The sequence below is a fragment of the Streptomyces sp. NPDC059201 genome, from assembly GCF_042754585.1.
GTDB lineage: Bacteria > Actinomycetota > Actinomycetes > Streptomycetales > Streptomycetaceae > Streptomyces.
Genome location: NZ_JBHZBB010000002.1, coordinates 669,452 through 690,433 on the forward strand (window position 1 = coordinate 669,452; position 20,982 = coordinate 690,433).

Below are 20,982 nucleotides of genomic sequence, written 5' to 3' on the forward strand. Positions count from 1 at the left end.
TGGCTGCCCGCCGCCTGCCGACGAGTACGCCACAGAAGAGAGACCCCATGTCCTGGCTGTCCAGATTCAGCCTCGCGCAACGGGCCCTGATCGGGCTGATGTCCATCATCGCCATCGTCTTCGGACTGATCGCGATACCGCAGCTGAAGCAGCAGCTGTTCCCGTCGATCGAGCTCCCGATGGTCTCGATCATCGCCCCGTACCAGGGCGCCTCTCCCGACGTGGTCGAGAAGCAGGTCGTCGAGCCGCTGGAGAACAACCTCAAGGCCGTCGACGGCATCAAGGGCATCACCTCCACCGCCTCCGAGGGCAGCGCCGTCATCATGGCCTCCTTCGACTACGGGGACGAGTCCACCAAGCAGCTCGTCGCCGACGTCCAGCAGGCCGTCAACCGCGCGCGGGCGATGCTGCCGGAGTCGGTCGACCCGCAGGTCGTGGCCGGCTCCACCGACGACATCCCGACCATCGTCCTCGCCGCCACCTCCGACCGGGACCAGCAGGCCCTCGCCGACCAGCTGGAGCGGACCGTCGTCCCCGCCCTGGAGGACATCGACGGCGTCGGCCAGGTCAGCATCGACGGCGTCCAGGACCTCCAGGTCTCCGTCACCCCCGACGAGCGCAAGCTCGCCGCGGCCGGACTGACCTCCATGAACCTCGCCCAGGCCCTCCAGGGCGGCGGCGCCACCGTGCCCGCCGGCTCCTTCTCCGAGGCGGGCAAGAGCCGCACCGTCCAGGTCGGCGGCGGCTTCACCTCGCTCCAGCAGATCCAGGACCTGCGCATCAAGCCCGCCAAGGGCAAGGCGGTCCGGCTCGCCGACGTCGCCACCGTGAAGCAGGAGGAGTCCACCCGGGTCTCGCTGACCCGCACCGACGGCAAGCCCAGCCTCGCCGTCATGGCGACCATGGACAAGGACGGCAGTGCCGTCGCCATCTCCGAGGCCGTCGAGGACAAGCTGCCCGGGCTGCGCGAGCAGCTGGGCGCGGGCGCCGAGCTGACCGTCGTCTCCGACCAGGGCCCGGCCGTCGCCAAGTCGATCTCCGGCCTCACCACCGAGGGCGCCCTCGGCCTCGTCATGGCCGTCCTGGTGATCCTGGTCTTCCTCGCCTCGATCCGCTCGACGCTGGTCACCGCGGTCTCCATCCCGCTCTCGGTCGTCCTCGCCCTGATCGTGCTGTGGACCCGCGACCTCTCGCTCAACGTGCTGACGCTCGGCGCGCTCACCATCGCGATCGGCCGGGTCGTCGACGACTCGATCGTGGTCCTGGAGAACATCAAGCGGCACCTCGGCTACGGCGAGGACCGCCAGTCCGCGATCATCACGGCCGTGAAGGAGGTGGCCGGCGCGGTCACCTCGTCCACCCTGACGACCGTCGCCGTCTTCCTGCCGATCGGCCTGGTCGGCGGCATGGTCGGCGAGCTGTTCGGCTCCTTCAGCCTCACCGTGACGGCCGCCCTGCTGGCCTCGCTGCTGGTGTCGCTGACGGTCGTCCCGGTGCTCTCGTACTGGTTCCTCCGCGCCCCGAAGGGCACCTCCGAGGACCCGGACGAGGCCCGCAGGCTCGCCGAGGAGAAGGAGGCGAAGAGCCGCCTCCAGCGCGCGTACGTGCCGGTGCTGCGGTTCGCCACCCGCCGCCGTCTCACCAGCGTCGCGATCGCGCTCGTCGTGCTGGTCGTCACCTTCGGCATGGCGCCGCTGATGAAGACCAACTTCTTCGACCAGGGCGACCAGCCGGTCCTGACGGTCAAGCAGAAGCTGGCCCCCGGCACCGCCCTGGACGCCTCCGACGAGGCCGCGAAGAAGATCGAGAAGGTCCTCGCGGACACCGACGGCGTCAAGAACTACCAGGTCACCGTCGGCTCCTCCGGCTTCATGGCGGCCTTCGGCGGCGGCACCGGCGCCAACCAGGCGTCCTTCCAGGTGACCCTGGAGGAGTCCGCCTCGTACGAGAAGACCCGGGACGCCATCGAGTCGGCGCTCGGCAGGCTCGACGGCATCGGCGACACCTCGATCGCGGCCGGCGACGGCTTCGCGAGCCAGGACCTGAGCGTCGTGGTGAAGGCCGGCGACCGGGAGCTGCTCCAGAAGGCGTCCGAGCAGGTCCAGAAGGCCGTCGCGGAGCTGGAGGACGTCACCGACGTCCAGAGCGACCTCTCCCAGTCGGTCCCGCGGATCTCCGTGCGGGCGAACGCGAAGGCGGCCGACGCCGGCTTCGACGACGCCACCCTCGGCATGGTCGTCGCCCAGGCCGTCCGCGGCACCCCGGCCGGCCGGGCCACCCTCGACGACACCGAGCGGGACGTCCTCATCACCTCGGCCGCCCCGGCCACCACCCTCGCCGAGCTGAAGGCGCTGCCCCTCGGCCCGGTGAAGCTCGGTGACATCGCCACCGTCGAGCTGGTCCCCGGCCCGGTCTCCATGACCCGGATCGACGGCGCCCGCGCGGCGACGATCACGGCCAAGCCGACCACGGACAACACCGGTGCCATCGGCACCGCGCTCCAGTCGAAGATCAGCGCCCTGGACCTGCCGGAGGGCGCCTCGGCCTCCATCGGCGGCGTCTCCGAGGACCAGAACGAGGCGTTCCTCAACCTGTTCCTGGCGATGCTCGCGGCCGTCGCGATCGTCTTCATGCTGCTGGTCGCGACCTTCCGGTCGCTGATCCAGCCGCTGATCCTGCTGGTCTCCATCCCGTTCGCGGCCACCGGCGCGATCGGCCTGCTGGTCGCCACCGGCACCGCGATGGGCGTCCCGGCGATGATCGGCATGCTGATGCTCATCGGCATCGTCGTGACCAACGCGATCGTCCTGATCGACCTGATCAACCAGTACCGGGCGCAGGGCTACGGCGTCGTCGAGGCGGTCGTCGAGGGCGGCCGTCACCGGCTCCGCCCGATCCTGATGACGGCCCTGGCGACGATCTTCGCCCTGCTGCCGATGGCCCTCGGCATCACCGGCGAGGGCGGCTTCATCGCCCAGCCGCTCGCCGTGGTCGTGATCGGCGGCCTGATCAGCTCGACCCTGCTGACCCTCCTCCTCGTCCCGACGCTCTACGCGATGGTCGAACTCCGCAAGGAGCGCCGCGCGAAGAAGAAGGCGGCGAAGAAGGCGTCCCAGGAGGGCGACGCCCAGGTCCCGCCGCAGGCGAAGGAACCGGCGAACGCCTAGGCACCAGACGAAGGGGCGCCCCCACGAACCCGTGGGGGCGCCCCTTCGGCGTACGTACCGGAGAACCGATACGGAGAACCGCTACGGCAGAGCGAGCATCCGCTCCAGCGCGAGCTTCGCGAAGCTCTCCGTCTCCTTGTCGACCTGGATCTGGTTGACGAGGTTGCCCTCGGCCAGCGACTCCAGCGTCCACACCAGGTGCGGCAGGTCGATCCGGTTCATGGTCGAGCAGAAGCAGACCGTCTTGTCGAGGAAGACGATCTCCTTGTCCTGGTCGGCGTAACGGTTCGCCAGACGGCGGACCAGGTTCAGCTCCGTGCCGATGGCCCACTTCGAGCCGGCCGGGGCCGCCTCCAGGGTGTTGATGATGTACTCGGTCGAGCCCACGTGGTCCGCGGCGGCGACGACCTCGTGCTTGCACTCCGGGTGGACCAGCACGTTCACGCCGGGGATCCGGGCGCGCACGTCCTCGACCGACTCCAGCGAGAAGCGGCCGTGCACCGAGCAGTGACCCCGCCACAGGATCATCTTGGCGGCGCGCAGCTGCTCGACGGTGAGCCCGCCGTTCGGCTTGTGCGGGTTGTAGAGCACGCAGTCGTCCAGGGACATGCCCATGTCGCGGACGGCGGTGTTGCGGCCCAGGTGCTGGTCGGGCAGGAAGAGCACCTTCTCGCCCTGCTCGAAGGCCCAGTTCAGGGCCCGCTCGGCGTTGGACGAGGTGCAGATCGTGCCCCCGTGCTTGCCGGTGAACGCCTTGATGTCGGCCGAGGAGTTCATGTACGAGACGGGCACCACCTGGTCGGCGATCCCGGCCTCGGTCAGCACGTCCCAGCACTCGGCGACCTGCTCGGCGGTGGCCATGTCGGCCATCGAGCAGCCGGCCGCGAGGTCCGGCAGGACGACCTTCTGCTCGTCGCCGGTGAGGATGTCGGCGGACTCGGCCATGAAGTGCACGCCGCAGAAGACGATGTACTCGGCCTCCGGCTTGGCGGCGGCGTCCCGCGCGAGCTTGAAGGAGTCGCCGGTGACGTCGGCGAACTGGATGACCTCGTCACGCTGGTAGTGGTGGCCGAGGACGAAGACCTTGTCCCCGAGCTTCTCCTTGGCCGCGCGGGCACGCTCCACCAGGTCGGGGTCGGAGGGAGACGGCAGATCGCCGGGACACTCCACGCCGCGCTCGCTCTTGGGGTCGGCCTCGCGGCCGAGCAGCAGCAGGGCGAGCGGCGTCGGCTGGACGTCCAGGGGGGTCTGGGCGGTGGTCACGTCACGCACCCTTTCTTCGGGGAAGCCTTTTCGTCTAAATGACGCTATCTATCATAACCCCTTCACGTCATCCTGACGATGGCCATAGTGTCGATGTGACGAATTCGCCCTCCGCGTCTCTGGACAGGGTGTGCGAGCATGAAGGAGGGAAATCCCGCTCGACCCGGAATGAATCCGGGGCACCGTCGGTTGCAACCGTCGGCAAGCAGTCTCCGTACAACCCGGGAGAGATGTAGATGTCCGTATCGGACGAGACCGGCACCGTCACCGACGGCATCATCGTCACCGACGCCGCCGCGGCGAAGGTCAAGGCTCTGCTGGAGCAGGAAGGCCGTGACGACCTGGCGCTGCGCGTCGCCGTCCAGCCCGGCGGCTGCTCCGGCCTGCGCTACCAGCTGTTCTTCGACGAGCGTTCGCTCGACGGCGACGTCGTCAAGGACTTCGACGGCGTCAAGGTCGTCACCGACCGCATGAGCGCCCCGTACCTGGGCGGCGCCTCCATCGACTTCGTCGACACCATCGAGAAGCAGGGCTTCACGATCGACAACCCGAACGCCACCGGCTCCTGCGCCTGCGGCGACTCGTTCAGCTAGGCCGTCGCGCAAGCGACGACCGAAGGGCGGTGGCCCGGGAGACCGACCTCCCGGGCCACCGCCCTTTCTCCGTCCAGGCCATCTGGCTAGCGCCGGGGCAGGGCCTCGTTGCTCGCCGCGTCCACCACCGGCCGGTCGCCCAGCGGCGCCTCCAGGGTCACCTCCACGGTGATCTCCTTGGCGACCAGGATGCAGGCCCGCCCCGGGTCCTGCTGCTTCTCGTCGATCCGCACCCGCACCTGCCGCGGGTCCTCGGCGGCGTGCGCCGTATAGGTGCTGCACACCCCGCCCCAGAACGTCAGTGCCAGCGTCCGCCCGTCGTCCCGCACGGTGAAGGACTCGATCCGCCGCACCGGCTCCGTCCCCTCGGAGGGCTCCGGCACGCTCGGCGTGGGCTCCGGGGACGGCTTCGCCGGCGGCACCAGGTACTTCGGCTCCACCGCCGTCGAGGTCACCGTGTACGGCGCCGCGTCCGCCGGATCCGCCGTGAACAGCCACGCCGGTACGAGCGCCCGCCCGTCCGCCGTGTCCGTCGCCGCCAGGCCGAGCACCGCGCCGGTCACCGGCACCTCGTCCGGCGCCGCCATGTCCACGATCGTCTGGCAGGGCGCGTCCTTCCCGGGCTCGCCTGGGGCCTGCGGCTCGCCGGGCGCCTGCGGCTCCCCGGCCGGCGGGGCCGTGGCGCAGCCGCCGATCCCGATCGGGCCGGTCCCCTGGGACTCCTCGTTCAGCCGCGCCAGCGCCCGCTCCGCGGACACCACCGGGTACGTCTCGTCCTTCGCCGGCTCCTTGAGCGTCCCGCTGCCCGCGACCGGCCGCCCGTCCGGGCCGATGTGCAGCCCCGTCGACCAGCCGTACGTGGGCAGCCCGCCGATCACCGGATCGGCGTTCACCACCCGCACCGAGCCGTTCATCACCTGCGTCGCCGACACCTTGGCGTCGTCCTGCCCCAGGACCTTCAGCACCGGCGCGGCCGCCGCCTTCGCCGCCGCCTCGCTCACCGGGGAGCCCTTGGCCGGCGGCTTCGCCTCACCCGGAGGCGGGCACGCCCGGCCCTTCAGACAGGTGTCGCCGGCCGGACCGCCGTCGTACCAGGAGTACGTCCAGTTCCCCGGAGCCTGCCGCGACACGTCCAGGCGCGGCCCCTGACCGTCCTTCTCCGGCCGGATCGTCCACACGTCCCCGACCAGCGCCGGGCGCCCCTCGATCCCGAGGACCCCGGCCAGCCTGGCCACCTCTTCCGAGGTGACCAGGCCCTCCGGCCGGTGGACCGCGGCCGACGAGGGCCCTTGGGGGAGTGGGCCCTCGGCTCTGTAGACCGTCCCGTTCGGGCCGCCGCCCGGGTCCGGTTCGCCCGGCGCGATCCCCGCGCCCGGGCCCGTACCACCGCTCCCGCCCCCGAGCCGCAGGGGCGGTGGCGCGGGCGCACCCGCGGCCCGGGACGCCGTACCGTCCTCACCGCCCCCGTCGTCACCCGAGGCGGTCAGATACAGCCCACCGCCACCGGCCAGCAGCACACCCGCCGCCACCGTGGCGACGAGCGCGGTCCGCCGCCCGCGTCCGCTCTCCGTACCGCTCACCGCAACGCTCCCTCGTGTCGTTCGGACACCGGTGGGACGGGGCGGGGGCGCGGACGGTTCCGTCCGTCAGCCGCCGTACTCGGCGGTGGCGGCGATCAGCCGCGCCGACGCGTCCGGTACGACCACCCCGTGGATCGAGGCGGGGGAGACCGGGGCGGGCGCCGGATCGGCGGGCGTCACCCAGTGCGGGACCATCCGGGCACTGGCGCCGCGCAGCTCGGCGAGGCTCAGTTCGGACTCGTGTCGCTCTCGAGAAGCGGTGTACGTGGTCATGGGCGCACCGTATGCACCACCCGCCTCCCCGGAAAAGCCCTACTCTGAGGTAGTTTCCACTGTTCGGCAGCGCGCCCCGCACCGGGTAGCGTGAATCGTCGTCCCCGCCCGTCTCCCATCCTTGATTCCGCAGGAGCGCCCAGCCGTGCGTATCGCAGTCACCGGCTCCATCGCCACCGACCACCTCATGACCTTCCCCGGCCGGTTCGCCGACCAGCTCGTGGCCGACCAGCTCCACACGGTGTCCCTCTCCTTCCTCGTCGACAACCTCGACGTCCGCCGCGGCGGGGTCGGCCCCAACATCTGCTTCGGCATGGGGCAGCTCGGGGGGAACCCGATCCTCGTCGGCGCGGCCGGCTCCGACTTCGACGAGTACCGCGCCTGGCTCGACCGCCACGGCGTCGACACCGGCTCGGTCCGCATCTCCGAGGTGCTGCACACCGCGCGCTTCGTCTGCACGACGGACAAGGACCACAACCAGATCGGGTCCTTCTACACCGGTGCCATGAGCGAGGCGCGCCTCATCGAGCTCAAGGCCGTCGCCGACCGGGTGGGCGGGCTCGACCTCGTCCTCATCGGCGCGGACGACCCCGAGGCGATGCTGCGGCACACCGAGGAGTGCAAGGCCCGGTCCATCCCGTTCGCGGCGGACTTCTCGCAGCAGATCGCGCGGATGGACGGCGAGGAGATCCGTACGCTGCTCGACGGCGCGACCTATCTCTTCTCCAACGAGTACGAGAAGGGCCTCATCGAGGCGAAGACCGGCTGGACCGACGAGGAGATCCTGTCCCGCGTCGGCCACCGCGTCACCACGCTCGGCTCGCGCGGCGTGCGCATCGAGCGGGTGGGCGAGTCGGCGATCGAGGTCGGGTGCCCGGAGGAGGAGGCGAAGGTCGACCCCACCGGCGTCGGCGACGCCTTCCGCGCGGGCTTCCTGACGGGCCTGTCGTGGGGCGTCGGCCTGGAGCGGGCGGCGCAGGTGGGCTGCATGCTGGCGACGCTGGTCATCGAGACCCTCGGCACGCAGGAGTACACCCTCCGCCGCACCAACTTCATGGACCGCTTCACCAAGGCATACGGCCAGGAACCCGCCACCGAAGTCCAGTCCCACCTCCCCTGACCCCGCGCGACCCCGCCCCGCCGGGCCCGTATGGGCCCGCGCCCTTCGCTGCACCTCCGTGTGGGCATGCGTCCCGCTAGGGGCGGGACGGGTGGGCACACGGGACGGCGCCCCTTGCCGGGCCTAGGCTTTCCGCGCCTGAACCCGCACCCGATGCACGGAGCGGTACGGGTGCGGGTCCAGGCACCGGTGCGGAGGCACCCGCGAAGGGTGCCGTTCCGTTGTGCCCACCCGTTCCGCCCCAGCGGAACGATTGCCCACAACGAAACGGCGGCGGCGGGTCCAGGCGCGGGGGTGGGCACCGCACCAGCGGAACGTATGCCCACAACGGAGCGGCGGCGCGGCTGCCCGCAGCGAAACGGCGGCGGCCGCGCGGGCCCGGGCGCGGGGGTGGGCACCGCCCTGGCGGCGCGGCTGGCCGCAACGGGGCGGCGGTGCGGCCGGTCGCAACGGTGCGGCCGCGCGGGCCCGGGCGCCGAGGTGGGCGCCGCGCTAGCCGTGCGGGCGCGGTAGTTACGAGGTGCGGCGGACTACGTAGGCCGTGCCGCCCTGGGGGGCGGGGGACTCGCCTTCGTAGTGCTGGTGCCGCATCTCGCACCACGCGGGGATGTCCAACCGCGCAGCCGCATCGTCCGACAGCACCGTCACCGTCCCCCCCACCGGTACCCCCCCGATCACCTTCGCCAGCTCGATCACCGGGATCGGACACCGCTTCCCCCGCGCGTCCACCACCACATCGCGCCCGGCGACGCCCGCCGCCACCACGCCGCCCGCGCCGCCCAACCGCTCCCGTACCGACGCCACCACCCCCGGCAGCACCGCGAGGAAGCGGTCCACGTCCTCCTCCGTGGTTCCTCCCGGAAGCGAGACCCGGACGTTGCCCTCGCTCAGTACGCCCATCGCGCGCAGCACATGGCTGGGCGTCAGCGTCGAGCTCGTACACGACGAACCGGACGAAACGGAGAAACCCTCCCGATCCAGCTCCGACAGCAGCGTCTCCCCGTCGACGTACAGACAGGAGAAGGTGACGAGATGGGGGAGGCGCCGCACCGGATCGCCCACGACCTCCACGTCCGGCACCAGCTCCGGCACCCGCGCCCGGATCCGGTCCACCAGCGCCCGCAGCCGCGCGCCCTCCGCCGCCGCCTCGGCCCGTACCGCCCGCAGCGAGGCCGCCGCCGCGACGATCGCGGGCAGGTTCTCGAAGCCGGGCGCCCGCCCCGACTCCCTTTCGTCGGACGGGCCTTGGGGCGCGAACCGCACCCCCTTCCGCACGGCCAGCAGCCCCACCCCCGCCGGCCCGCCCCACTTGTGCGCGCTCGCCGTCAGCAGCGACCAGCCCTCCGGCACCGGCCCCCAGCCCAGCGACTGCGCCGCGTCCACCAGCAGCGGCACCCCGGCCTCCCGGCACGCCGCCGCGACCTCGGCCACCGGCTGCTCCGTGCCCACCTCGTGGTTGGCCGACTGGAGACAGGCCAGCCCGACCCCTTCCCCGTGACCGAGACCGAGCTCCGCCGCGAAGACCTCCGGGTCCACCGCGCCGCTCCGGCCGACCGGAACCTCCGTCACCACCCCGCCCGCCGCCGCGTGCGCCTCGCCCGCGTGCAGCACCGACGAGTGCTCGACGGCCGAGACCACGAGCCGGGCGCCCACCCGCCGGCGCCCCGCGAGCGCCCCCGACACGCCCGAGTGCACCGCGCGCGTCCCCGAAGGGGTGAAGACGAGTTCGTCGGGGCGACAGCCCACCGCCTCCGCCGCGGCCTCCCGCGCCGCGTCGAGCAGCAGCCGGGCCCGCCGCCCCTCCCGGTAGAGCCGGGCGGGGTCGGCCCACCCCTCGTCGAGGGCGGCGAGCAGCGCCTGACGGGCGACGGGGTGCAGGGGAGCGGCGGACGCGGTGTCGAAGTACGGCATCCGCCCACGGTAGAGCCTGCCGCCGACGAGCCCCGGCCGGCCGCGGCCCGGCACGGGTGAGGACTCGTCAGGAGTGCGCCCCCAGCCGCGACCAGACCCCCGAACGGGCGCTTCCGCCCCCTCTCCGGAACCCCCGGGTCCACCCCTTCGGGGACTCGGACGGCGCGTTGGGCACCCTCCCCGCGCGACCCCAAATAGCGTCCAGTAGGGTTTGGTCCGCATAAACATCCAAACCCCTGCCCGCGGCCGGGGCGGCGACCGACCAGCGAGACGGACGGCCGTGGCCGACCAACGCGGGCCGAGACTCTCGGGAAGGCGCTACGTGAGTCCCAACGGCTCCGACCGCTCGTCGCGGCGCCCGATGCGGCGGAAGCTGCCGCAGGTGCTGACTGCGGGCCTGATCCTGGCGACAGCCACCGGCTGCTCGTACAACTGGGAAGACTTCCCCCGCCTTGGCATGCCCACCCCCGTCACGGAAGAGGCGCCTCGGATCCTCTCCCTGTGGCAGGGGTCCTGGGCCGCCGCGCTCCTCACCGGCATCCTGGTGTGGGGCCTCATCCTGTGGTCGGTCATCTTCCACCGGCGCAGCCGGACCAAGGTCGAGGTACCTCCGCAGACCCGCTACAACATGCCCATCGAGGCGCTGTACACGGTCACCCCCCTCATCATCGTCTCGGTGCTCTTCTACTTCACCGCGCGCGACGAGTCGAAGCTCCTGGCCCTCTCGGACAAGCCGGCCCACACGATCAACGTGGTCGGCTACCAGTGGAGCTGGGGCTTCAACTACATCGAGGACGTGCCGGGTGTCGAGGGCGACGCCAAGACGGACAAGAACCTCGCGTCCATTCCGGACAAGTTCATCAAGCAGTTCCCGGAGAACGCGGGCGGCGTCTTCGCCGCCGGCATCCCCGGCGACCGCAACCCGCAGACCGGCAACCCGGGCCCGACCCTGTGGCTGCCCAAGGGCGAGAAGGTCCGGTTCGTCCTCACCTCGCGTGACGTCATCCACTCCTTCTGGGTCGTGCCGTTCCTCTTCAAGCAGGACGTCATCCCGGGTCACACCAACGTCTTCGAGGTGACCCCGACCCGTGAGGGCACCTTCCTCGGCAAGTGCGCCGAGCTGTGCGGTGTCGACCACTCCCGGATGCTCTTCAACGTCAAGGTGGTCTCCCCGGAGCGCTACCAGGCGCACCTGAAGGAGCTGGCCGAGAAGGGTCAGACCGGCTACATCCCGTCCGGCATCGAGCAGACGGACCCGGCCAGGAACGCGGAGAAGAACCAACTGTGAGCATCCCCAACGAAACCAAGGGTGCCGCGGCTGAGGACTCGTACGAGAACGAGGTTCCCGTCCGCCGTAAGCAGCCCGGCAATGTGGTGGTGAAGTGGCTGACCACCACCGACCACAAGACCATCGGTACGATGTACCTGGTCACGTCGTTCGTGTTCTTCATCATCGGCGGCCTGATGGCGCTCTTCATGCGCGCCGAGCTGGCCCGTCCGGGCACGCAGATCATGTCGAACGAGCAGTTCAACCAGGCGTTCACGATGCACGGCACGATCATGCTGCTGATGTTCGCGACGCCGCTGTTCGCCGGTTTCGCGAACTGGATCATGCCGCTCCAGATCGGCGCGCCCGACGTGGCGTTCCCGCGGCTGAACATGTTCGCCTACTGGCTGTACCTCTTCGGCTCGATCATGGCGGTGGCCGGCTTCCTCACCCCGCAGGGTGCGGCCGACTTCGGCTGGTTCGCCTACTCCCCGCTGTCGGACGCGGTCCGCTCGCCGGGTGTCGGCGCCGACATGTGGATCATGGGTCTGGCCTTCTCCGGCTTCGGCACGATCCTCGGTTCGGTCAACTTCATCACCACGATCATCTGCATGCGCGCTCCGGGCATGACGATGTTCCGCATGCCGATCTTCACCTGGAACGTGCTGCTGACCGGTGTCCTGGTCCTGCTCGCCTTCCCGGTCCTGGCGGCCGCGCTGTTCGCCCTGGAGGCGGACCGCAAGTTCGGTGCCCACGTCTTCGACGCGGCCAACGGCGGAGCACTGCTCTGGCAGCACCTCTTCTGGTTCTTCGGACACCCAGAGGTGTACATCATCGCCCTGCCGTTCTTCGGCATCGTCTCCGAGGTCATCCCGGTCTTCAGCCGTAAGCCGATGTTCGGCTACATCGGTCTGGTGGCCGCGACCATCGCGATCGCCGGTCTGTCCGTGACCGTGTGGGCCCACCACATGTACGTCACCGGCGGCGTGCTCCTGCCGTTCTTCTCCTTCATGACGTTCCTCATCGCCGTACCGACCGGCGTGAAGTTCTTCAACTGGATCGGCACGATGTGGAAGGGCTCGTTGTCCTTCGAGACACCGATGCTCTGGACGATCGGCTTCCTGATCACCTTCACCTTCGGTGGTCTGACCGGCGTCATCCTGGCCTCGCCGCCGATGGACTTCCACGTCTCGGACTCGTACTTCGTGGTGGCGCACTTCCACTACGTCGTCTTCGGCACCGTCGTCTTCGCGATGTTCGCCGGCTTCCACTTCTGGTGGCCGAAGTTCACCGGCAAGATGCTGGACGAGCGCCTCGGCAAGATGACCTTCTGGACGCTGTTCATCGGCTTCCACGGCACCTTCCTGGTGCAGCACTGGCTGGGCGCCGAGGGCATGCCGCGTCGTTACGCGGACTACCTGGACGCCGACGGCTTCACCGCGCTGAACACGATCTCGACGATCTCGTCGTTCCTGCTCGGCCTGTCGATGCTGCCGTTCTTCTACAACGTGTGGAAGACCGCCAAGTACGGCAAGAAGGTCGAGGTCGACGACCCGTGGGGCTACGGCCGCTCGCTCGAGTGGGCGACGTCCTGCCCGCCGCCGCGGCACAACTTCCTCACGCTGCCGCGGATCCGTTCGGAATCGCCCGCGTTCGACCTGCACCACCCTGAGATCGCGGCTGTCGACCAGCTGGAGAACAAGCCGCACGAGGCCGCGGCCCTCACGGGCAGCAAGGAGGCCGGCAAGTGAAGATCCAGGGCAAGATGTTCATCTGGCTGAGCGTCTTCATCCTTGCCATGGCGGTCCTGTACGGCGTCTGGAGCAAGGAGCCGGTCGGCACGACGGCGCTCTTCCTGGCCTTCGGCCTGTCCATCATGATCGGCTACTACCTGGCCTTCACGGCCAAGCGGGTCGACGCGATGGCGCAGGACGACAAGGAGGCCGACGTCGCGGACGAGGCCGGCGAGGTGGGCTTCTTCGCCCCCCACAGCTGGCAGCCGCTGTCGCTGGCCATCGGTGGAGCGCTCGCGTTCCTCTCGGTCGCCATGGGCTGGTGGATCATGTACTTCTCCGCCCCGCTGATCCTCGTCGGCATCTGGGGCTGGGTCTTCGAGTTCTACCGCGGTGAGAACCAGAACCAGTAGCAGGACCCCGTAACACCCCGAGGGGCCCGGTCACTTCGTACGCGAAGCGGCCGGGCCCCTCTTTTGCCGCGCTCGGCGCGCCCGCGCGGGGAACAGTCCTTAGCGTGAGGTCATGAACGACACGCCGCGCATTCGGACTGTTCTGAGCTGCACCCTCCTGGCCCTCACCGTCACCGCCGGCGCGACGGCGTGCGCGGGCTCCGACGGGCACCCGCTGTCGGCGAGCCCGTACGACGCCGCCGACCAGATCGCCTTCGCGGCGGCGGACGGTACCCGACTGGACCCCGAGAAGCCGCTGGAGATCACCTCCACCGGCGAGGAGGGCCGGATCAGCGACGTCACCGCCACCGACGCGGCCGGCCGCCACCTGGCGGGCGAGCTGACCGCGGACGGGCGTACGTGGCGCTCCACGGGCTCCCTGGCCGCCGGGACCCGCTACACCGTCAGAGTGGCCACGGAGGACGCGGACGGGGCCCCAGGCGCCCGTACGTACACCTTCGAGACGGCTCCGGCCAAAAGGGCGCTGACCGTCACCTTCGGGCCGGAGGCGGGCACCTACGGCGTCGGGCAGCCGATCACGGCGGAGCTCACCCTGCCCGTCAAGGACCGGGCCGCGCGCGCCGTCGTCGAACGGGCTCTCAAGGTCCGCTCCACGCCCGCCGTCGAGGGCTCCTGGTACTGGGTCGACGACAAGAAGCTGCACTTCCGGCCCAAGGAGTACTGGCCGGCCGGCACGCTCGTCTCCGTCACCGCCAGGCTCGACGGCCTCCGGGTCGGCGACAAGCTCTACGGCGGCGCGTCCAAGCCGCTCCAGCTGAAGATCGGCGACCGGATCGAGGCCCTCGCCGACGCCGGCTCGCACCAGATGACGGTGCGGCGCAACGGAGAAGTGATCAACACCATTCCGGTGACCACCGGGAAACCGGGCTTCTCCACCCGTAACGGGATCAAAGTGGTGCTCGGCAAGGAGTACTACGTCCGGATGCGCGGCACCAGCATCGGCATCGCCGAGGGCAGCTCGGAGTCGTACGACCTGCCGGTGTACTACGCCACCCGGGTCACCTGGAGCGGCGAGTACGTGCACGCCGCCCCCTGGTCCGTCGGCTCCCAGGGCGTCGCCAACGTCAGCCACGGCTGCGTGGGCATGTCCACCGGCAACGCGGCCTGGTTCTACGAGACCGTCCGCCCCGGCGACATCGTCAAGACCGTCAACAGCTACGGCGAGATGATGGACCCCTTCGGCAACGGCTTCGGCGACTGGAACCTCTCCTGGGACAAGTGGCGCCGAGGCAGTGCCCTGGTGGCCGAGAAGGGCGACCCCTCGGCCACCGAGGTCACCAAGGCCCGCCTCAGGCCGTCTCTTTAGAGGCTCGACTCACTCGCCGGGCAGGTGCCTCAGGCGCCGATCGCGAGGCGGGTGCGGAGGAGGGTGGCGAGGGACGCCGCGAAGTCGACCGGTTCCACCGGAAGGGTGAGCGCGGCGTCCGCGCGGCTCCAGGTGGCCAGCCAGGCGTCCTGCGGACGGCCGATGAGCAGCAGCACCGGAGGGCACCGGAAGACCTCGTCCTTGATCTGCCGGCAGACCCCCATGCCGCCCGCCGGGACGGCCTCGCCGTCCAGCACGCAGACGTCGATCCCGCCCTCGTCCAGCCGCTTCAGCAGGGCAGGGAGCGTCGCGCACTCCACGAACTCCACGGGGGGCACATCGGCCGCGGGCCGCCGCCCGGCGGCGAGCCGGACCTGCTCCCGGGTGTTCGCGTCGTCGCTGTAGACCAGGACCGTGGCACTCGACTGCATCGTTCCTCCGTCCGGAAGGCGGGCCGGTCGTCCTCGACCGGTGCGCGGGAGCCTACTCCGGTCCACACCCCGTCAACACCCGTTCAACACCTGTTCGAAGGGTGCCGGGAGGGCCTCCGGATGGGCCGTTCGGGCTGGACACACCCCTCTGACACTCCGAACGGCACCCCCCGGAGTGAGGGCGGGATAAGCGACCGACATAATGTCGGTCGTGGCGACAGTAACGACAGTAGATACCGGGCACGCGCACCCGTCGGTCAATCGACCGAACCTCACCAGCGTCGGAACCATCATCTGGCTGAGTTCCGAGCTGATGTTCTTCGCGGCCCTCTTCGCGATGTACTTCACCCTGCGATCGGTGACCGGTCCCGAGTTCTGGACGGAAAAGGCAGACGCCTTGAACTTCCCGTTCTCGGCGACCAACACCACGATCCTGGTGCTCTCCTCCCTCACCTGCCAGCTCGGCGTCTTCGCCGCCGAGCGCGGTGACGTGAAGAAGCTCAGGACGTGGTTCATCATCACGTTCGTGATGGGTGCGATCTTCGTCGGCGGCCAGGTCCTGGAGTACACCGAGCTGGTCAAGCACGAGGGCCTCTCGCTCTCGTCCGACCCGTACGGCACGGTGTTCTACCTGACCACCGGCTTCCACGGCCTGCACGTGACAGGCGGTCTCATCGCCTTCCTGCTGGTCCTCGGCCGGACGTACGCCGCCAAGAGGTTCACTCACGAGCAGGCAACCGCCGCCATCGTCGTGTCCTACTACTGGCACTTCGTCGATGTCGTCTGGATCGGCCTCTTCGCCACGATCTACATGATCAAGTAGTCGGTCACCGCCCGTCGCGGCGGACCGACATCCAGCAAGCATCGACGCAGAAGATCCTGACACCGGGGTAATCCGTGAAAAAGCTCTCCGCACGACGACGCCATCCGCTGGCGGCGGTCGTCGTCCTACTTCTCGCGCTGGCGGCCACGGGGGGGCTGTACGCCGCGTTCGCGCCCGCGGGCACGGCGAAGGCCGATGAAACCGCCCAGTCCCTCGCCATCGAGGAGGGCAAGAAGCTCTACTCCGTCGGCTGCGCCAGCTGCCACGGAACCGGCGGTCAGGGCACCACTGACGGCCCGTCCCTCGTCGGCGTGGGCTCCGCCTCCGTGGACTTCCAGGTCGGCACCGGCCGTATGCCGGCCCAGCAGCCGGGCGCCCAGGTCCCGAAGAAGAAGGTCATCTACTCGCAGGCTGAGATCGATCAGCTCGCGGCGTACGTCGCCTCTCTCGGTGCCGGCCCGATCACGCCGAAGGAAGGCCAGTACGACCCCGCCGGCGCCAACTCGGCCCGCGGTGGCGAGCTGTTCCGCAACAACTGCGCGCAGTGCCACAACTTCACCGGTGAGGGCGGCGCGCTGACGCACGGCAAGTACGCCCCGAACCTCGAAGGCGTGAGCCCGAAGCACCTCTACGAGGCCATGCAGACCGGCCCGCAGAACATGCCCTCGTTCCCGGACACCACCATGCCGGAGCAGCAGAAGAGGGACATCATCGCGTACGTCCAGGCCGTCAACAGCGACAAGACCGACAACCCGGGCGGCCTCTCGCTCGGTGGACTCGGCCCCGTCTCCGAGGGTCTGTTCGCCTGGATCTTCGGTCTGGGTGGACTCATCGCAGTTGCCATCTGGGTCGCGGCCCACACCGCTAAGGCCAAGAAGTCATGAGTACCCAAGAGATTCCAGAAGAGAACCTGCCGGCAGGGCAGGACACCGCGCACGGCGCGGTGAAGGTCGCGGACAACCCGTTCGCCGACCCGGGCCTCCCGCCCCACAAGCCGCGCATCCAGGACATCGACGAGCGGGCCGCCCGTCGGTCCGAGCGCGCGGTCGCCTTCATGTTCGTGCTGTCGATGCTGGCCACCGTCGCCTTCATCGCCTCGTACGTGATCTTCCCGGTCGACAAGATCGTGTACATCTGGCCGTTCGGCCGGGTGTCCGCGCTCAACTTCGCGCTCGGCTGGTCCCTCGGCCTCGCCCTCTTCTTCATCGGCGCGGGCGCGGTCCACTGGGCCCGCACCCTGATGTCCGACGTGGAGATCGCGGACGAGCGTCACCCGATGGCCGCGACGCCGGAGGTCAAGGCGAAGGTCATGGCGGACTTCGCGGCCGGTGCCGCCGAGTCCGGCTTCGGCCGCCGCAAGCTCATCCGCAACACGCTCTTCGGCGCGCTGGCCCTGGTGCCGCTCTCCGGCGTCGTGCTGCTGCGTGACATGGGCCCGCTGCCCGAGCGCAAGCTCCGGACCACCCTGTGGGCCAAGGGCAAGCTGCTCATCAACATGAACACGCACGAGCCGCTGCGTCCCGAGGACGTCGCCGTCGGTTCGCTGACCTTCGCGATGCCCGAGGGCCTCTCGGAGCACGACCACCACTTCCAGACCGAGATCGCCAAGGCCGCCCTGATGATCGTCCGGATCCAGCCGGAGGACATCAAGGACAAGCGCGAGCTGGAGTGGTCGCACGAGGGCATCGTCGCCTTCTCGAAGATCTGCACCCACGTCGGCTGCCCGATCTCGCTGTACGAGCAGCAGACGCACCACGTGCTCTGCCCGTGCCACCAGTCCACCTTCGACCTGTCCGACGGCGCCCGAGTCATCTTCGGCCCGGCCGGTCACGCCCTCCCGCAGCTGCGGATCGGCGTGAACGACGAGGGCTTCCTCGAAGCGCACGGCGACTTCGACGAGCCCGTCGGTCCCGCATTCTGGGAGCGCGGATGAGCACTGTGACCAACACGCAGAAGAAGGCGCCCGCCGGTGAGCGGGTCGCCGACTGGGCCGACGGACGCCTGGGGATCTACACGCTGGCCAAGGCCAACATGCGGAAGATCTTCCCGGACCACTGGTCCTTCATGCTGGGCGAGATCTGCCTCTACAGCTTCCTCATCATCATCCTGACGGGCGTCTATCTGACGATGTTCTTCCACCCGTCGATGAACGAGGTGGAGTACGCCGGTCCGTACGTCCCGCTCCAGGGACAGCTGATGTCCGAGGCGTTCAACTCGACCATGCACATCTCGTTCGAGGTGCGCGGTGGTCTGCTGATCCGGCAGATCCACCACTGGGCGGCGCTGATCTTCCTCGCCGGCATGTTCGTGCACATGATGCGCGTCTTCTTCACGGGCGCGTTCCGCAAGCCGCGTGAGATCAACTGGCTGTTCGGCTTCCTGCTGTTCTTCCTGGGCATGTTCACCGGCTTCACCGGCTACTCGCTCCCGGACGACCTGCTCTCCGGCACCGGTGTCCGCTTCATGCAGGGCGCGATCCTGTCGGTGCCGATCGTCGGCACCTACCTGTCGATGTTCCTCTTCGGCGGCGAGTTCCCCGGCGGCGACTTCGTGGCCCGGTTCTACTCGGCGCACGTGCTGCTGCTCCCCGGCATCATGCTGGGCCTGGTGGTCGCTCACCTGATCCTGGTGTTCGTCCACAAGCACACGCACTTCGAGGGCCCCGGCCGGACGAACAAGAACGTCGTCGGCATGCCGCTGCTCCCGGTGTACATGGCGAAGGCCGGAGGCTTCTTCTTCCTGGTCTTCGGCGTCATCGCCGTGATCGGCGCGATCGCCTCGATCAACCCGATCTGGGCCATCGGCCCGTACCGCCCCGACATGGTGTCCACCGGCGCCCAGCCCGACTGGTACATGGGCTTCGCCGAGGGTCTGATCCGTGTCATGCCGGGCTGGGAGATCAACCTGTGGGGCCACACGCTGGTCCTCGGCGTGATGATCCCGCTGGCGATCTTCCCGGCGGTCCTGGCGGCCATCGCGGTCTACCCCTTCATCGAGTCCTGGATCACGGGCGACAAGCGCGAGCACCACATCGCGCAGCGCCCGCGCAACGCTCCGACGCGCACCGCCTTCGGTGTCGCCTGGATCACCGCGTACATGATCATGCTCGTCGGTGGTGGAAACGACCTCTGGGCCACCCACTTCCACCTGTCGATCAACTCGATCACCTGGTTCGTGCGGATCTTCTTCTTCGTCGGCCCGGTCATCGCGTTCATCGTCACCAAGCGGATCTGCCTCGGCCTCCAGCGCCGGGACAAGGACAAGGTGCTGCACGGGCGGGAGTCCGGCATCATCAAGCGCCTGCCGCACGGTGAGTTCGTCGAGGTCCACGAGCCGCTCAGCCAGGGCGAGCTGTACAAGCTCACCGCGCACGAGCAGTACGAGCCCGCGGCGCTGCCGCCGGCCGTCGACGAGAACGGCGTGGAGCGGAAGATCGGCGCGATGGAGAAGCTCCGGATCAAGCTCAACAAGGGCTACTTCGGCGACGACAACCAGGTCGCCAAGCCCACCCTGGAGGAGTACAAGGAGATCCAGAGCGGCCACGGCCACCACTGAGACCCTCCTGACCTCCTGATGTAGGTCGCCACGGCGAGAGCCCCGTCCATTCGATGGACGGGGCTCTTTGCCGTACCGGCGGCTCGATAGGCTGGACCCCGTATCCGACGCGCGATCATCAGGAGCTGCCATGAGCGCTGTGACCCCCGCTGGAGGACCGACCACGGCGGGCCGCTCCTGGCCCGCCCTTCTGAACGGCCTCCTGGAAGGGAGGAATCTCTCCGCCGACGACACCGCCTGGGCGATGGACCTGATCATGAGCGGCGAGGCGACCGACGCCCAGATCGCCGGCTTCATGGTGGCGCTCCGGGCCAAGGGCGAGACCGTCGAGGAGATCAGCGGGCTCGTCCGGACCATGTACGCGCACGCCAACACGATCGAGGTGCCGGGCCCGGCCGTCGACATCGTCGGCACCGGCGGCGACGGCGCCAAGACCGTCAACATCTCCACGATGGCCTCGATCGTCGTGGCCGGCACCGGCACCAAGGTCGTCAAGCACGGCAACCGGGCCGCCTCCTCCGCCTCCGGCTCCTCCGACGTCCTGGAGAAGCTCGGCATCAACCTCGGCCTCACCCCCCAGCGGGTGGCCGAGGTCGCCGAGGAGGCCGGCATCACCATCTGCTTCGCGGTGAAGTTCCACCCCTCGCTGCGGCACGTGGCCGCGGCCCGCGGCCAGCTCGGCATCCGCACCACCTTCAACGTGCTGGGCCCGCTCACCAACCCCGCCCGGGTGAAGGCCCAGGCGGTCGGTGTCGCCGACCCGCGGATGGCGCCGATCGTCGCCGGCGTCTTCGCCGAGCGCGGCAACTCGGCGCTGGTCTTCCGCGGCGACGACGGCCTGGACGAGCTGACCATCACCGGCACCTCCCGGGTGTGGGTGGTCCGCGACGGCTCCGTCCGCGAGGAGGTCTTCGACCCGAAGGACGTGGGCCTCGCCTACGCGCCCCTGGAGGCGCTGCGCGGCGCCGACGCCTCGTACAACGCCGACGTCGCCCGCCGGCTCCTCGCCGGGGAGACGGGGCCGGTACGGGACGCGGTGCTGCTCAACGCGGCGGCGGCGCTCACCGCGCTGGAGCCCGGCGAGGGGACCCTCGCGGAGCAGCTGCGGGCCGGGATGGCGCGGGCCGCCGAGTCGATCGACTCCGGCTCCGCCCGCGCGGCCCTGGACCGCTGGATCTCCGCCAGCAACGCCTGATTCCCGCCGCGCGGACCGCGCGGCCCCGTTCCGGAATGCGGACGGGGTTGCGCGGACCGCGAGCGGTGGCATACGTTCGGCGACAGGTCATGAGTGACAGCCCTCAAGCCCCGGCTGGCTGTCCGGCAACCCTCCGTCCGTGGCGGGGTGCCCCGGGTGAAGACCAGGCCGTGGACAGCAAGGTCCTCGGCAAGCGCGGACCCCTGCGCCATCCCTGGGGTCCTGGTCCTCTTGGGAGCGGTCTCGTGAGCAAGCGAATGCGATAGGGCCTCCGGCCCCTTCTCCACCCCTC

17 protein-coding genes and 1 riboswitch are annotated in these 20,982 nt (G+C 69.9%); of the genes, 12 read left to right on the forward strand and 5 right to left on the reverse strand.

Translation table 11 applies throughout. The features are described from left to right. Positions 1-47: 47 nt before the first annotated feature. Positions 48-3,167, forward strand: a complete 3,120-nt coding sequence (locus tag ACFXMG_RS08865) for an efflux RND transporter permease subunit (RefSeq protein WP_383830781.1) — start codon at positions 48-50, stop codon at positions 3,165-3,167. Positions 3,168-3,248: 81 nt separating this feature from the next. On the opposite strand, the gene nadA is transcribed toward ACFXMG_RS08865, so the two are convergent. Beyond that, positions 3,249-4,439: a quinolinate synthase NadA gene (nadA, locus tag ACFXMG_RS08870; RefSeq protein WP_383830778.1), complete on the reverse strand. Its 1,191-nt coding sequence runs from the start codon at positions 4,437-4,439 to the stop codon at positions 3,249-3,251. Positions 4,440-4,666: 227 nt separating this feature from the next. On the opposite strand from nadA, the gene erpA reads away from it, so the two are divergent. Further along, entirely contained in the window at positions 4,667-5,023 is a 357-nt protein-coding gene (gene erpA / locus ACFXMG_RS08875) for an iron-sulfur cluster insertion protein ErpA (protein ID WP_189850249.1), read from the forward strand. Positions 5,024-5,109: 86 nt separating this feature from the next. Here the strand turns inward: erpA and ACFXMG_RS08880 are convergent, their stop codons facing one another. Together ACFXMG_RS08880 and ACFXMG_RS08885 are read right to left on the reverse strand one after the other, a co-directional pair. Continuing rightward, on the reverse strand, positions 5,110-6,603 hold the full coding sequence (locus tag ACFXMG_RS08880; protein WP_383831018.1) for a hypothetical protein: 1,494 nt from the start codon (positions 6,601-6,603) through the stop codon (positions 5,110-5,112). Positions 6,604-6,669: 66 nt separating this feature from the next. Continuing rightward, positions 6,670-6,876, reverse strand: coding sequence for a hypothetical protein (locus tag ACFXMG_RS08885; protein ID WP_383831021.1), 207 nt, complete (start codon positions 6,874-6,876; stop codon positions 6,670-6,672). Positions 6,877-7,021: 145 nt separating this feature from the next. On the opposite strand from ACFXMG_RS08885, the gene ACFXMG_RS08890 reads away from it, so the two are divergent. Next, entirely contained in the window at positions 7,022-7,996 is a 975-nt protein-coding gene (locus tag ACFXMG_RS08890) for a carbohydrate kinase family protein (RefSeq protein ID WP_383831024.1), read from the forward strand. A 513-nt stretch (positions 7,997-8,509) separates the two neighbouring features. Here the strand turns inward: ACFXMG_RS08890 and ACFXMG_RS08895 are convergent. Further along, positions 8,510-9,907, reverse strand: coding sequence for a cysteine desulfurase/sulfurtransferase TusA family protein (locus tag ACFXMG_RS08895; RefSeq protein WP_383823243.1), 1,398 nt, complete (start codon positions 9,905-9,907; stop codon positions 8,510-8,512). Between the two features lie 322 nt (positions 9,908-10,229). On the opposite strand from ACFXMG_RS08895, the gene coxB reads away from it, so the two are divergent. From coxB to ACFXMG_RS08915, 4 genes are all read left to right on the forward strand, one after another. Further along, on the forward strand, positions 10,230-11,195 hold the full coding sequence (gene coxB, locus ACFXMG_RS08900; protein WP_383823245.1) for a cytochrome c oxidase subunit II: 966 nt from the start codon (positions 10,230-10,232) through the stop codon (positions 11,193-11,195). Further along, positions 11,192-12,925 carry a cytochrome c oxidase subunit I gene (gene ctaD / locus ACFXMG_RS08905; RefSeq protein ID WP_189850243.1) on the forward strand — a complete coding sequence of 578 codons (1,734 nt, stop codon included), beginning with the start codon at positions 11,192-11,194 and terminating at the stop codon, positions 12,923-12,925. The genes coxB and ctaD overlap by 4 nt, the downstream gene beginning before the upstream one ends. Next, a complete protein-coding gene (locus ACFXMG_RS08910; RefSeq protein ID WP_383823248.1) occupies positions 12,922-13,320 on the forward strand; it encodes a cytochrome c oxidase subunit 4 in 399 nt (132 codons plus the stop codon). Before ctaD ends, ACFXMG_RS08910 begins: the two co-directional genes overlap by 4 nt. 112 nt (positions 13,321-13,432) lie before the next feature. Further along, positions 13,433-14,686, forward strand: a complete 1,254-nt coding sequence (locus tag ACFXMG_RS08915; RefSeq protein WP_383823251.1) for an Ig-like domain-containing protein — start codon at positions 13,433-13,435, stop codon at positions 14,684-14,686. A gap of 29 nt (positions 14,687-14,715) precedes the next feature. Here ACFXMG_RS08915 and ACFXMG_RS08920 read toward each other — a convergent pair whose 3' ends face one another. Then, complete coding sequence (locus tag ACFXMG_RS08920; protein ID WP_383823253.1) at positions 14,716-15,117, reverse strand: hypothetical protein; 402 nt, start codon at positions 15,115-15,117, stop codon at positions 14,716-14,718. A gap of 202 nt (positions 15,118-15,319) precedes the next feature. Between ACFXMG_RS08920 and ACFXMG_RS08925 the strand changes: the two genes are divergently transcribed. From ACFXMG_RS08925 to trpD, 5 genes are all read left to right on the forward strand, one after another. Then, positions 15,320-15,940 carry a heme-copper oxidase subunit III gene (locus tag ACFXMG_RS08925; protein WP_189850239.1) on the forward strand — a complete coding sequence of 207 codons (621 nt, stop codon included), beginning with the start codon at positions 15,320-15,322 and terminating at the stop codon, positions 15,938-15,940. Positions 15,941-16,014: 74 nt separating this feature from the next. Continuing rightward, positions 16,015-16,824 carry a c-type cytochrome gene (locus tag ACFXMG_RS08930; RefSeq protein ID WP_383823255.1) on the forward strand — a complete coding sequence of 270 codons (810 nt, stop codon included), beginning with the start codon at positions 16,015-16,017 and terminating at the stop codon, positions 16,822-16,824. Next, positions 16,821-17,873, forward strand: a complete 1,053-nt coding sequence (locus tag ACFXMG_RS08935) for a Rieske 2Fe-2S domain-containing protein (RefSeq protein ID WP_383823258.1) — start codon at positions 16,821-16,823, stop codon at positions 17,871-17,873. Before ACFXMG_RS08930 ends, ACFXMG_RS08935 begins: the two co-directional genes overlap by 4 nt. After that, complete coding sequence (locus tag ACFXMG_RS08940; RefSeq protein WP_383823261.1) at positions 17,870-19,495, forward strand: cytochrome bc complex cytochrome b subunit; 1,626 nt, start codon at positions 17,870-17,872, stop codon at positions 19,493-19,495. Before ACFXMG_RS08935 ends, ACFXMG_RS08940 begins: the two co-directional genes overlap by 4 nt. Positions 19,496-19,625: 130 nt before the next feature. Beyond that, on the forward strand, positions 19,626-20,690 hold the full coding sequence (trpD, locus tag ACFXMG_RS08945; protein WP_383823264.1) for an anthranilate phosphoribosyltransferase: 1,065 nt from the start codon (positions 19,626-19,628) through the stop codon (positions 20,688-20,690). Between the two features lie 85 nt (positions 20,691-20,775). Next, positions 20,776-20,892, forward strand: a riboswitch (SAM riboswitch). Positions 20,893-20,982: the final 90 nt, after the last annotated feature.

Coding starts and splice junctions, on each gene's coding strand:
- ACFXMG_RS08865 (WP_383830781.1), top strand. CDS start 48: ATGTCCTGGCTGTCCAGATTCAGCCTCGCGCAACGGGCCCTGATCGGG.
- erpA (WP_189850249.1), top strand. CDS start 4,667: ATGTCCGTATCGGACGAGACCGGCACCGTCACCGACGGCATCATCGTC.
- ACFXMG_RS08885 (WP_383831021.1), bottom strand. CDS start 6,876: ATGACCACGTACACCGCTTCTCGAGAGCGACACGAGTCCGAACTGAGC.
- ACFXMG_RS08895 (WP_383823243.1), bottom strand. CDS start 9,907: ATGCCGTACTTCGACACCGCGTCCGCCGCTCCCCTGCACCCCGTCGCC.
- ACFXMG_RS08915 (WP_383823251.1), top strand. CDS start 13,433: ATGAACGACACGCCGCGCATTCGGACTGTTCTGAGCTGCACCCTCCTG.
- ACFXMG_RS08920 (WP_383823253.1), bottom strand. CDS start 15,117: ATGCAGTCGAGTGCCACGGTCCTGGTCTACAGCGACGACGCGAACACC.
- ACFXMG_RS08925 (WP_189850239.1), top strand. CDS start 15,320: ATGTCGGTCGTGGCGACAGTAACGACAGTAGATACCGGGCACGCGCAC.
- ACFXMG_RS08935 (WP_383823258.1), top strand. CDS start 16,821: ATGAGTACCCAAGAGATTCCAGAAGAGAACCTGCCGGCAGGGCAGGAC.
- ACFXMG_RS08940 (WP_383823261.1), top strand. CDS start 17,870: ATGAGCACTGTGACCAACACGCAGAAGAAGGCGCCCGCCGGTGAGCGG.
- trpD (WP_383823264.1), top strand. CDS start 19,626: ATGAGCGCTGTGACCCCCGCTGGAGGACCGACCACGGCGGGCCGCTCC.